This is a genomic window from Rhodohalobacter mucosus (genome assembly GCF_003150675.1).
In the GTDB taxonomy this organism is placed as follows: Bacteria; Bacteroidota; Rhodothermia; order Balneolales; family Balneolaceae; genus Rhodohalobacter; species Rhodohalobacter mucosus.
The window spans coordinates 83,233-96,356 of sequence record NZ_QGGB01000004.1; the positions used below are offsets into that span (position 1 = coordinate 83,233).

The 13,124-nt window shown below is 50.8% G+C and carries 9 protein-coding genes; 5 read left to right on the plus strand and 4 right to left on the minus strand.

Annotated elements, in window-relative coordinates:
• The first annotated feature begins 86 nt into the window (after positions 1 to 86).
• The 3 genes from DDZ15_RS05465 (at position 87) to DDZ15_RS05475 (ending at position 2,478) form a co-directional block, all read left to right on the plus strand.
• Entirely contained in the window at positions 87 to 896 is an 810-nt protein-coding gene (locus tag DDZ15_RS05465) for a lytic murein transglycosylase (RefSeq protein WP_109645928.1), read from the plus strand.
• 87 nt (positions 897 to 983) lie between these two features.
• A complete protein-coding gene (locus tag DDZ15_RS05470; RefSeq protein WP_109645930.1) occupies positions 984 to 2,084 on the plus strand; it encodes an aromatic ring-hydroxylating oxygenase subunit alpha in 1,101 nt (366 codons plus the stop codon).
• Positions 2,085 to 2,097: 13 nt separating this feature from the next.
• Entirely contained in the window at positions 2,098 to 2,478 is a 381-nt protein-coding gene (locus tag DDZ15_RS05475) for a hypothetical protein (RefSeq protein WP_109645932.1), read from the plus strand.
• Positions 2,479 to 3,201: 723 nt separating this feature from the next.
• Here DDZ15_RS05475 and DDZ15_RS05480 read toward each other — a convergent pair.
• Complete coding sequence (locus DDZ15_RS05480; protein ID WP_109645934.1) at positions 3,202 to 6,597, minus strand: amidohydrolase family protein; 3,396 nt, start codon at positions 6,595 to 6,597, stop codon at positions 3,202 to 3,204.
• Positions 6,598 to 6,764: 167 nt separating this feature from the next.
• Here DDZ15_RS05480 and DDZ15_RS05485 point away from each other — a divergent pair, with 167 nt between their 5' ends.
• Positions 6,765 to 8,417 (plus strand): formate--tetrahydrofolate ligase, encoded by a 1,653-nt coding sequence (locus DDZ15_RS05485; protein WP_109645936.1) that lies wholly within the window; start codon positions 6,765 to 6,767, stop codon positions 8,415 to 8,417.
• Between the two features lie 64 nt (positions 8,418 to 8,481).
• Here the strand turns inward: DDZ15_RS05485 and DDZ15_RS05490 are convergent, their stop codons facing one another.
• Positions 8,482 to 8,892, minus strand: a complete 411-nt coding sequence (locus DDZ15_RS05490) for a DoxX family protein (protein WP_109645938.1) — start codon at positions 8,890 to 8,892, stop codon at positions 8,482 to 8,484.
• A gap of 128 nt (positions 8,893 to 9,020) precedes the next feature.
• On the opposite strand from DDZ15_RS05490, the gene DDZ15_RS05495 reads away from it, so the two are divergent.
• On the plus strand, positions 9,021 to 10,298 hold the full coding sequence (locus tag DDZ15_RS05495; RefSeq protein WP_109645940.1) for a Gfo/Idh/MocA family protein: 1,278 nt from the start codon (positions 9,021 to 9,023) through the stop codon (positions 10,296 to 10,298).
• Positions 10,299 to 11,322: 1,024 nt separating this feature from the next.
• On the opposite strand, the gene DDZ15_RS05500 is transcribed toward DDZ15_RS05495, so the two are convergent.
• Positions 11,323 to 12,000, minus strand: coding sequence for a hypothetical protein (locus DDZ15_RS05500; RefSeq protein ID WP_109645942.1), 678 nt, complete (start codon positions 11,998 to 12,000; stop codon positions 11,323 to 11,325).
• A gap of 119 nt (positions 12,001 to 12,119) precedes the next feature.
• Positions 12,120 to 13,013 (minus strand): bifunctional methylenetetrahydrofolate dehydrogenase/methenyltetrahydrofolate cyclohydrolase FolD, encoded by an 894-nt coding sequence (gene folD / locus DDZ15_RS05505; RefSeq protein ID WP_109645944.1) that lies wholly within the window; start codon positions 13,011 to 13,013, stop codon positions 12,120 to 12,122.
• Positions 13,014 to 13,124: the final 111 nt, after the last annotated feature.

The window sequence follows — 13,124 nt, forward strand, 5'->3', positions numbered from 1 at the left end:
ATTTGCCCTTTATCAGTTTTGTACATTTATTCTCTGTTCAGACGGTAATTTAAATTAGCCTTAGCCCGTAATTCGAGAAGAGTCTTATGTTAAGAAATGCTGCTACCATCCTCCTGCTCACCGGAGTGATCCTTGCATCACCCGTTCAAAGCTATTCACAACATCAGCAAACTGAATTTCTGGCCGAGTACAGGGCAGAAGATCCTGCAAAATTTCCTGAAAATTTGCAGAGCCTGATTGACTATTTTGAAACTAAGGGAGTTGACCTGAAGGTTTACCTTGAGGATTCCCGTTTCGAGCTCTATGAAGGAATAACCCAGAGATTCACCCGTTCCGCCGAGAGAAAATCGCCCTCTCTGGATCAATATAAGCGTATTCTGGGATTCGATGACAAAAAAGGTAACATCAAGAACTTTATAGACAGCAACTTTGACAAACTTGTTCAGGCCGAAGAGGAGTATGAAATTCCGCGTTATGTGATAGCGGCCATCATCGGTGTGGAATCTGACTTTGGAAAAAATATTGGAAGTTACAATCCGCTGAATGCATACGTATCGATGTACGCTGAAAACTATCGGGCCGAGTTTGCAAGAGCACAGCTTGAAGAACTGCTTAAGTTCACCGAGCGTCACGATATCGATGTTTTTGAACTGAAATCAAGCTATGCAGGTGCCATGACCTATGCGCAGTTTATTCCCTACTCCCTGAACAGATGGTGGGTGGGTTCGGAACTATTCAACATGGATAACAATATTCTATCCGTTGCCAACTATCTGGCTCACTTCAAAGAGATTACGGGTAGTGTGGAACGGGCTGTATACCGGTATAATCCAAGTCAGCTGTACACGGATGCGGTTCTGTCTCTGGCGGCCGAAGCCGAAAAGTTCTACAACTGATTGAATCCGGACCGGAGTGTCGCGAGCTTTTTTGTGTAGATGAATATGGCGATCATGGCTTAAAAATCAACCTCTCCGGAACCGACCATGACGCTCCCACCGTTTATACACCCGGATGACCTGAAACAGCCGTCCGTCGAACAGGCCCATACCATTCCATCAGAATGGTACACCCATCCCGGCATGGATGCTGTAGAGTCTGAGGCCATTTTTGACATGGAGTGGCACCTTGCCGGACACATTTCCCAGCTCCCCGAACCGGGTGACTCCCTTTGCATTCAGGCCGGAAAGAACCCTGTCAATATCATTCGAGATGAGGGGAAGATGGTCCGCGCTTATTTTAACGTCTGCAAGCATCGTGGCGGACCCCTGACCGTAAAAAAAGGCACCACTACGGTTCTGCAGTGCGGCTATCATGGTTGGACCTATCTTGCCGACGGTTCCCTGAGGGGAATTCCCCACTGGAAGCATGTTGAACTGTTTGATAAAAAGGATTTCGGACTTCAACCGGTTGAATGCGAGGTATGGAACGGTCTGATCTTCATTCATACAGGTAAAAAATCTTCGCCCCTGCGCGATGTCTTCAAGGGAATCGATGACCGGATCCATCCCCTTTCGTTTGAGAAGTATCAGTTCTGTAAGAAAACGAGCGACCCCATCGGCTGTAACTGGAAAGTGTACGCAGACAACTACCTGGAGGGGTACCACATACCCATCGTGCACCCTGAACTGGCCGGTTTGCTCGATTACAACAGTTATGTAACGGAATTGCACGACCACTACTCCCTGCAATACAGTCCGTTCAAAAACAATAAAGCCGATAATCTCTATGGAGCGGATAACGGGGAAGCATTTTACTACTTCATCTACCCGAACATTATGCTCAATATTCTTCCCGGCAGGCTTCAGACCAATGTGATACGTCCTGTGGATGAGAAGAACTGTATTGTGGATTTTTACTACTATTACCTGAATCCTGAAAACCCCGATGTAGCACGGATGATCGAAGAGGATATCGCCTATAGTGAAACCATTCAACAGGAAGATATAGAGATCTGCGAGGCCGTTCAGCGCGGACTCAGATCCAGCGCGTACGACAAAGGGCGCTTTTCAGTTGAGCGTGAAGCGGGAGTCTATCATTTTCAAAGCCTTCTGAAGCAATCGTTCAGGCGTTATTTTTCAGAGTGACCCTGAAGGTGCAGTGTGCAGACTTCAGGGTTCAGGGTTCAGGGTATCCCGAAGTCTCGCGACTGCGCTCCGAGCCGAAGGCGATTCCCACGAAGTAAACCGCACGCAGCAAGGTGCAGTCTACTACGCTATCTACTACGCTGAAGCTATGCAGATCAGGAAAGCTTCGCAGACCAAGGGGCACAGGGCACAGGGCACAGGGCACAGGGCACAGGAAGAAAGTATTAAAGTAATAACATACAAACTTGATGAAGAGCTGCAAAGAGAACACTTGATCGGTTCGTCGGTTCATCTGTTCATCAGTTCATCTGTTTCTACATTCCATGTTCCGGAGGAACATTTGATCGGTAGCCCAACGGGCGCCAACGGCCAAACCTCCGGGCCGAATGGTTGAAAAACTGCGGGATGAATACCGGAGGGTATTAGGGAAATTTAGAATCAAGAGGCCGGGTTCGTCTTATCCATCACCAATCTCATCCATAAACCCCTCGATGATTATCTGGGCGCTGATTAAAATTGCGCCTCGGGGTTTGAAATTCGGGCTTTACGCAACCCCGCGCTGACGCACGGGGCTATTGACATTCAACGCCTACGGCGTTGGACAAGCTGCATAACCAAAGTTTAAATGTGAAAACGTATTACCGTGTTGATGTACTGCAGCGAGAACACTTGATCGGTTGTTCGGTTCGTCGGTTTTTCTGTTCATCTGTTTCTACATTCCATGTTCCGGAGGAACATCTGGTCGGTAGCCCAACGGGCGCCGAGGGCCAAACCTCCGGGCGGGTTGGTTGAAAAATCAGCGAATGGATTCCGGAGGTTCCAAAACGGAACCATGAATGGAAAACGGGATTACTTTCAACATTCGCAAATCCCATAGTGGAAACCCCTCGATACAGATCTGAACGTTGTTCACAATCAAGCCTCGGGGTTTGAATTCCGGGCTTTACGCATCCCCGCGCTGACGCACGGGGCTATGAACATTCAACGCCTCCGGCGTTGGGCAAGTTGCAGAACCAACGTTTAAATGTGAAAACGTATTACCGTGTTGATATACTGCAATGAGAACACTTGTTCGGTTCATCGGTTTTTCTGTTCATCTGTTCATCCGTTCATCCGTTCACCTGTCCATCTGCTGAAGTCCGGGCAGTCCGGCCGGATCTTCCTCATTGAACCAATACCGGCCTACTGCCTGCTGGCGCGGCCATACCTCGTTGAGAGAATCACCGTCGTAAAGCCGACCGTTCTTCATAACCTGCAAAATGGAATCCGTATTGCGAATGTTCTCCAGCGGATTGCGGTCCAGAATCAGAATATCAGCCAGTTTCCCGGCTTCGAGCGTACCGATATCCCCGTCCAGGCCAAGTGCCTCAGCTCCCTGAATGGTTGCAATGCGCAGTGCCGAATGAGGATTCATATCATCCCATGCCATCGCCCAGAGTTCCCAGTGATATCCGAGACCCTGAAGCTGCCCGTGACTGCCCACACCGTTGATTCCGCCCGCCTCATATATCTGTTTCACAATGCGAGATTGCTTGTCCATCACGTACTCATCTTCATGAAACCATCCGGCACCCCTGCGAAGTGCTTTTCCGTCAAGGTCCCTTCTGGGCGTGAAGGTCTGAAGTTTGCGGTTATTGGCTGCATCTTCGGTCATAAAGAAATAGTTTTCCGCCCATGGCCCGCCGTAGGTAACCAACAGCGTAGGTGTGTAAGCCATTTTCGATTCGGCCGTCACCTTAACAACATCCTCATAAACGGGCGTAATCGGGTAGTTGTGCTCCTGCCCCGGGTATCCGTCAATGAGCATCGTCATATTCAGCTTCATATCAAGAGACCCTTCGGTGGTTGGCATCAGCTCCTGCTCTCTGGCCGCCTGCAGAATCCACTGACGCTGTTCCCTGTTACCGGCCACGTACATCTTGATCGTTTTGGTATCGAAATACTTGCTGTATCGCATCAGAACGTCCCGTGCATGATCCAAATCACTGATCTGCTCGCTCCAGAAGACACCGGGACCCGTCTGATAAATCCGCGGACCGATCATTTGACCGCTTTTAACCTGGTCGGCATATGTCAGTAAATCCGTAGTGCCCGTCTGCGGATCCCGAACCGTGGTAACACCATACGCAAGGTTCGCCATGAACGACCATATCTGAGGCTGATGCAGGTTCCTGAATGGACGCACGTGCGCGTGGGTATCCACAAATCCTGGCATAACATACTTTCCGCTGATATCCATTATTTCTGCATCATCCGGAAGTGTTTGTGAACCGCGTTCACCCACTGCCACGATGCGGTTATCCCGTATAACGATATCGGCATTTTCTATGATTTCATAGCCGTTCATGGTTAATGCCGTGCCTCCCCGAAGAACCAGTACGCCCTGCGGCATGTCGCGGTTCACAGAGATCTCAATGGTCCTTTCCACAGCCTCGTAATCTTCCGGTCTTTCACTGTCTTCATCCGCATCCGGTGCGTTTTCCTGATCAATCTGCTCCTCTTTCTCTTCATCCTCATTGCCGGCACCCTCTTCACTGTTCTGTTCTTCCTCTCTTTCATGCTCCCTGTCGTACTGCTCCTGTTCGCGTTTGCGTGCTTCAGCATCATCCAGATTGTAGGAGAAGAGTCCGTTTCCGATCGACCAGTGCACCGTACAACCGTCCCACGTCCACGCGGGGAACTGTCCGCCAATGTCCGTCAGTTTGGACGCAGGAAAGGATGCATTATCAGGGTTGCTCACACTAATATTCTGTGCTTCTCCCGCCCTGGGAATGGTAACCGTATAGATATCGCTGCCAACCTGGGCCAGCGCCTGATCACCCTCGGGAGCTTTCAGAATCATGGATGCACGCTGCGGACTGCTGGATCCCGGTACCGTACTGCCGGTTACCGTAACAAGCGACCTTTCATCTGTACCGTCGTATCGAATCGAAATAAGCCCGCGCTGGCCGTGATTCAGATAAATGCGATCGTCATTCTTGACAAAATGCGGATTATCCCGGCCATCCGTACCGGTAATGAAGGTATACTCCCCTCCATCAGACGGTATCCACACCAATTCGTCGGTTGCAAAAGGAACAAACGGACCGGGTGAGCTGTAGTACGTTCGTTTGTCACCCCGGATCGCGACAATACGATCCTGCACCTTCGACCACGCAATCTGTTGATAAATACCCGGTTTTACAGTGAGCTGTTCTGCATCTCCCCTTCCGTTTGACCGGTTCCGGTAGATATGTCCTCCTACTTCAGGATCCCAGGTTGCAAAGGCTATCCAGCGTCCGTCCGGCGACCATGCGGGATAGGCTTCAACCACATCAAGATCCGTGAGCTTACGCGGCTCCCCGTCAGGAAGGTCCATCACATAAATTTCATTCAATACCGTAAACGCCACCTGCTCTCCATCGGGTGAAGGGGCCACATCCCGTATCTGTCGTGCTATGAAGCCGGGATCGTCGGATATCGGGTATTTAAACTCCAGCCGGGTACCAAGTTCAATCTCCGTGTCAATTGTAAAGGGGATTTCTTTGACGCTTTCTGAAGCGTTTACAGGAACTCTCCAGATTTTTCCTCCATAGCTCGTTACAACCTCCCGGCTGTCGGGTGTGAAGCTCATGTTCGGCAGAACACCGCGCGTTGCCCTCGACTCCTGATCGTCGCGCTGAACCGGATAGGCGAACCAGCGTTCGTCACCGGTATCGAGATCCCTTATTCTCAGTGCCGTTTCCTGCTCGTGACGGGTTCCATATACCATCCATCTGCCGTCAGGCGACAGGGTCGGGCGGAACCCGGATCCCAGCCGTGCCGTCTGCGTATGTCTTTCCCCCGTGTCCCGGTCAAATTTCGCTACCTGGTACTGAGGAAAAATGGCATTGTAGTTCCAGTCGCTTGTTCGCTGTGAAAACCAGATATACTGATCATCCGCACCAAAAGCGGGCTCAATCGTTTTCAGGTTATCGGGCGTTTCCATGAACTCGGTACCGCTGCCGCCGTCAACATGGTACATTCTGAGCTTGTGTACACCGCCGCGCAGGTTTGCCCGCGCCGCGATGATGTATTTTCCATCAGGAGTATAAACCGGATCCTGCATTCGATAATTATTGCCGGTTGTCCGCTGGGTCGCCTCCATGGTTTCCAGATCGAGAATCCAGATATTCTCTCCTCCGCTTCTGTCTGATATGAATGCGATTTTATTTCCGTCGGGGCTATAGACCGGTTGTGCGTCAAAACCCATGCCGGAAGTCAGCTGCACCGCCTCTCCCCCGATCAAAGGGAGTTCAAACAGGTTTCCCATCATGTCAAAAACAATCTTTTCGCCGGAGGGATGAACGTCCAGTGAGATCCATGAGGCTTCATCAATCTCAAGCGAAACGGTTCTTTCGGGTTCAATCTGCAGGTCTTTATGGCTGGGTTCGGCTTCGCCCGTGCTTTGGCGTGCAATCGATTCGGGGATCAATCCCGAAATAAAAAATGAGCTGAAGAGCAAGAAGAGAATGGAAATCGTTGGCGTGCGCATAGAATCTGACTACGGTTAAGGTTTGTCGGTAACGTAATAAACGGAAGATCCCTAAATTGTAAAAAAGTGTTCGTCCACCAATGCAGATTTGTGCCGATTTTATGGCTTTAAAATGATATCATTGAGGCGACCATTATTTCAATAAAAGTATTTGGAGCTACCTGTTTATGGATGTCAAGAATGAGCAAATGAAGCACATGCGTCATTTTATGGGGCAACTGGACCTTGAAGAGGAAGAGTTTGAATTTTACGGTAAGTACACCGGAAAAATTCGTCTGAAAGCCCTGCGCAACAGAAATGATTTTGAAGACGGAAAACTGATTCTGGTGACGGCTATCACGCCTACCCGGGCAGGAGAAGGGAAAACGCTGACCAGCATCGGCCTTGGGCAGGGATTGAAAAAAATAGGAAAAAATCCAATGATTACGCTCAGGGAACCATCGCTGGGGCCCGTTTTTGGCATTAAGGGGGGCGCGACGGGTGCCGGCAAGGCTGAGCTCCTGCCGATGGAAAGGATCAACCTGCACTTTAACGGTGACCTGCATGCGGTGACTACGGCCCACAATCTGCTTGCAGCCCTGGTCGACAATCACCTGAACCATGGAAACGATCTCGGGATTGACCTTACCCGGCCCGTATGGAACCGCGCCATGGATATGAATGAGCGCGCCCTCAGAAACGTCATTGTCGGGCTCGGGGGATATCCAAACGGAATTCCAAGGGAGTCCAACTTTATCATTACGGCAGCATCTGAAATTATGGCCATCCTGGCCCTTGCCGAATCCAGGCGTGATCTGAAACGCAGGCTTGGAAACATCATCGTTGGGTTCACGCGAAATGATGAACCTGTAAAGGCGTCGGATCTGAATGCGGAAAAAGCACTCGCCGTAGTTCTGAATGAAGCGATTATGCCCAACCTGGTACAAACCACCGAGCACGTCCCCGTTCTGGTTCATGCGGGACCTTTTGCCAATATTGCACACGGAACAAACAGTGTTATCGCAATCAGAATGGCTCTGAAGTTCGCCGACTATGTAGTGGCTGAAGCCGGCTTTGGCGCGGACCTGGGAGCGGAGAAATTTATCAATATCGTTTCACAGCAAACATCCATCAAACCCGACGTTTTTGTCATAGTTGCCACCCTGAAGGGTTTGAAGTGGCATGGAGGCTGTTCAATGGAAGAGCTTACCATTAAAAATTTACAAGCGTTAAAGGCCGGAACTGAAAATCTTTCTAAACACATTGAAAATCTTCGATCGTTTGGCGCGAATATCGTGGTCGCTATCAATCGGTTTGACGATGATACCGATGAGGAGATCGACTGGCTGGTTGAGTGGTGCAGTGAACGGGGATTATCCTGCGAAGCACACTCATCTTTCCAGCACGGGGGCGACGGAGCCTCAGACCTGGCCGAGGCTGTTGTATATGCAGCGGAGAACCCTTCCGAAATTGAACCCCTCTACCACAACGATGAGACGCCGGAGGCCAAAATTGAAAAGATAGCGCGCAACATTTACGGAGCAGACGGTATCTATTTCGAGACCAAGGCAGAAAAAGAGCTTGAGCGGTTCAAGCGAATGGGTTACGGACACCTGCCGGTCTGTATCGCAAAAACCCAGAGCTCGTTAAGCGATAAGAAAAATGCACTGGGAGTTCCCCGGGACTGGACGCTGACAATTACCGATATGAGGCTGTCGGCGGGTGCAGGATTCCTCATACCCGTATGCGGCAACATGATGCTGATGCCCGGACTGCCCAAAAAACCATCTGCCATGAGCGTGGACGTGGACGAAGAGGGAAATATTTCCGGGTTGTTTTAAACAGAGCCGGTGCACGGTGCACCGGCTTTATCAGGCCCGGTCGGGTCGGGAAAATCCGGTTACTCTACTCCCTTTTTCCCATTTTGGCATCTAAAGAGATACCGCCCGAGCCCATAATGGCCAATGATACGGTGATGAGAAACATCAGGATATCGACACGGACATTTGCGGCGGTAATGCTGAAATCACCCAGTTTTGTTGTAAAGAATGCCACAACCATAATAATGGCAAGAAGAATGTTGGGAATCCGTGCTTTAAACCCTATCAAGACCATGATTCCGCCCACAAACTCAATCAGCGCTACCACCCAGGCCATGATGCCCGCCAGCGGTATGCCAATGTTCCCGAAAAACTGCTGTACCCCTTCAATGCCTGTCAGTTTCCCCCACCCTGCAAAAATAAATACGATACCAACGCCAATTCGCAGAAGCAGCAATGCAATGTCATGATTTTTACTTAGATCATTTGCGTTCATAGGTTTACCCTTTTTTGGTTTTGAGTTGATTTTTGTACAACCTGACACACAATGTGTAATTTAACCGCTGTACCGTAAATTCCAAAAAGAGCCCATGCGGACTTGTAACCAATAAATCAAATACACACATGTCAGACATTCTTCGTATCGGTTTTATCGGGTCAGGATTTATCGCCAAATTTCTCGCCGTGGCCATGAAACAGGTTCGCCATTGTGAACTGAGCGCCATTTCTCAGCGCAGCGGTTCGTCAGAACTGGCCGCATATGCAAGGGAGAACGGGTTGGGTGATCCCGTTCTGACCAACTCAACTCATGAACTGTGTACGCATTGTGATGCAATAGCCATACTATCCCCGAATTACACCCGTGTCGCAATCATGGAGGAGATTTCGGATGCCGTGCAAAATGGATCGGAACTGACGGGTGTGATTTGCGAGAAACCCCTCGGCAGAACCTTGGATGAGGCCCGAAAAATGACGGGTCTGGCACATAATTCCGGATTGCTCACCGCCTACTTTGAGAACCAGCTTCATATGAACAGCATCAACCATGCACTTTCCCAGCTGCGTCCGCAGCAGAAAGCGATGGGACCGTTCACGCTGGCCCGGAGTACTGAGGAGCATGCAGGTCCCCACAGCGCCTGGTTCTGGGACCCCACAAAACAGGGCGGCGGGGTGCTTTCCGATATGGGCTGCCACAGCATTGCCATCTGCCGGCATATCCTCACACCCGAGAATAAATCTCCATTATTCCTTGAACCAATTGCCATGCAGTGTGATACATCGTTACTAAAGTGGGGCCAGCCGCAGTACCGAAAGCAGCTGAAAGAGAAGTACGGAGTGGATTATGCAGAAACGCCCGCGGAGGATTTTGCCACCGGTATCGTCACATTCCGGAATCCGGAGACGGGTCAGATCGTGAAAGGACAGTTTACGGATTCATGGATGTACGACAAGCAGGGATTGCGGCTCTCCATGGACGGGCTGGGACCGGGATATGCCATTGAGGTGAACAGCCTGATCTCCCCCTCCGAGATCTTTATCGGGGATGAGGCGGCCGAGAGCGTGGCCGATGCCGAACTGGCCCTGGAGAAATCAACGGCTTCCCGCGGCCTGCTGGCAGTACAGCCCAACGAGGCAGACCTGTACGGTTATACAACGGAGCTGCGGGATGCGGTGGACTCCTTTCTGAACGGCCGCGATGCCATGCTGAACTGGGAGTACGGCGTTGAGGTCACCTTTCTGGTTCAGGCCGCCTACCTGGCTGCCGAAAGAAAAGAGACAATCGATCTTACCGATACCCAGGTGAAAAAGGACCTGGAAAGCTACCGGTCGCTGATCTCGCAGGGACGCGGGAACGAAGTGCTGGTGCCGAACGGAAGGACAGATGAATGGAGAAACAGATGAACAGATGAACAGAAAAACCGATGAACCGATCAAGTGTTCTCTTTGCAGTACATCAACAGTTTAATACGTTTGCACATTAAAACACTGGTTCTGCAGATTGACCAACGCCGGAGGCGTTGAATGTCAATAGCCCCGTGCGTCAGCGCGGGGTTTCATGGGGCGCGGAATTCAAACCCCGAGGCGCGATTTTTTATCAACGCCCAAATAATCATCGAGGGGTTTTTGGTCGGAACGTGCAGGGGCTTGCACAGATCCTGTAATTCGTTCTCCGGAAATTGCCTTCAACCTCCGGTATTCATCCCGCGGTTTTTCAACCATCCGGCCCGGAGGTTTGGCCGCTGGCGCCCGTTGGGCTACCGATCAAATGTTCCTCCGGAACATGGAATGGTGAAACAGAGGAACAGATGAACAGAAAAAACGATGAACCGATCAAGTGTTCTCTTTGCAGTACATCAACAGTTTAATGCGTTTGCACATTAAAACACTGGTTCTGCAGATTGACCAACGCCGGAGGCGTTGAATGTCAATAGCCCCGTGCGTCAGCGCGGGGTTTCATGGGGCGCGGAATTCAAACCCCGAGGCGCGATTTTATTCAGCGCCCACATACAGATCGAGGGGTTTTTGGTTGAATCGTGAACGGGTTGGCACGAAACCTGAAATTCGTTCTCCGGGAATTGCCTTCAACCTCCGGTATTCATCCTGTCATTTTCCAAAAAACGGTCCGGAGGTTTGGCTATTGGCGCCCGTTGGGCTACCGAACAGTTGTTCCTCCGGAACATGGAATGGTGAAACAGATGAACAGAAAAACCGATGAACCGAGCAAGTGTTCTCCTTGCAGCACTTCAACACGTTAATACGATTATACTTAAATATTATCTTCCTGTGCCCCTTGGTCTACGAAGCTTTCCTGATCTACTTAGCTTCAGCGTAGTAGATAGCGTAGTAGACTGCACCCTGCTGCGTGCGGTTTGCAGTCCCGAGACTTCGGGATACCCTGAACTCTGAACCTTGCATCCTTCCACTTTCAAAACCGGATCTGCAGCCTTGCCACCGCACCGTCTACCTTTACGTTTCCGCTAACGGGCAGAATTATCAAATGAGCCGTACTCCCTTCAAGGCCCTTTCGCGCCCGGTTATACGCGCTGATGGCGCTGATCACCCGGTTAACAACCATCAGGCCTGCAATGGCGGGGAGCTGATTGCGAACCCGGTCGCGGGTTTGCCTCAAATCTCTGTACCGCAGCCTGTTTTCGGTACTGTTCCACTGCCAGCGGTTTTCCGGGATGTCGTCAAAAAGCCGGTCCCAGTTTCGTGACCTCAACTGAAAATCATTGTACTCCTCCAGGCTGTTAAAATCACCCACAGCCAGCCGAAAAGCACGGTTTCGTCCGTTTAACTCTACTCCTGCATTCAGGCTCGATAGCGTAAGGATATCATTCTCCAGCCTGTTTCCGCGAACGGCGAGACCGAAAAAACTGCCGATCAGCACCGCCTCCGCTCCGATGTGGGCCAGTCCGCGGCTTCGGTTCTGCTCACCTGCGTAAAAATGTCCCCACCCCGGCATGGCAAGGGAGCGAAGAAAGGCACCGCGCGGATCCCGGTTTTCCGCAACTTCATTTCTCTCCGGCTGCTGCGCCATTATACCGGGCGCGATAATAAGCACGGTTAGTACGGAAGCTACGATGTTGCTGAAACGTGACATCGGGGTGGAGGTTGGAGTTTGGAATTTGGAGTTAGGAGTACTTGGAGTTGGGAGTACTTGGAGTTGGGAGTTAGGAGTTGGGAGTATTGGGTACTGAGTATTGAGTATTGAATATTGATTTATTCTTCTGGATAGATGGACTTCTTGGCCGCAAGAAGCGTGTTTTTCATGAGCATGGCAACAGTCATCGGCCCCACACCTCCCGGAACGGGCGTGATCCAGCTCGCCTTTTTGCGGATGCTCTCAAAATCACAGTCACCCACCAGCTTGTACCCCTTTTCCGTGGTTTCGTCGGCCACGCGGTTGATGCCCACATCGATCACAACGGCTCCTTCCTTCACCATTTCCGCTTTGATCAAACTTGGCTGACCGGCCGCCACCACCAGGATATCGGCAGAGATGGTATGGATCGTAATATCTTTGGTAAACTTGTGGCAGATTGTGGTTGTGGCTTTCCCGATGTTATGCTCCCTGGAGAGCATGATTCCCATCGGGGTGCCCACAATATTGCTGGCCCCCACCACCACAGCGTGCTTTCCCTTGGTCTGTATGCTGTAGTACTTGAACAGTTCAAAAATACCTGCCGGCGTACACGATTTGAAGGTTGGCTCATTCACCGCAAGGCGTCCCACGTTCATGGGATGAAAACCGTCCACGTCTTTTTTATAATCAATGCTTTCAATCACATCGTGTGAAGATAGGTGCGAAGGAAGGGGCAGCTGCACCAGGATGCCGTCAATCGAGTCATCATCGTTGAATGACTGAATCACCGATTTCAGCTCTCTCGCAGAAACGGTGTCGGGCAGATGTGTGGTATCCGTTTCGATTCCCACCTGTTTGCAGGATCGCGTCTTGGCACCGATGTAAGTTGTGGAGGCGGGATCCGTGCCCACCTGCAGCACCTTTAGAAAAGGCCGCCGGTTCCCGGCCGCAACCCAGTTCTCCACATCCTGGTGGATCTGTTCTTTCAGTTCAGTGGCTACTTTTTTGCCGTCAATCAGTTGTGCGGACATCTTCAGGGTTCAGGGTTCAGGGTTCAGGGTTCAGGGTTCAGGGTTCAGGGTTCAAAGATATCAAAATTTCACTTCTCTCATCACTCATCAGAAATCGTCCATCGTCCATCG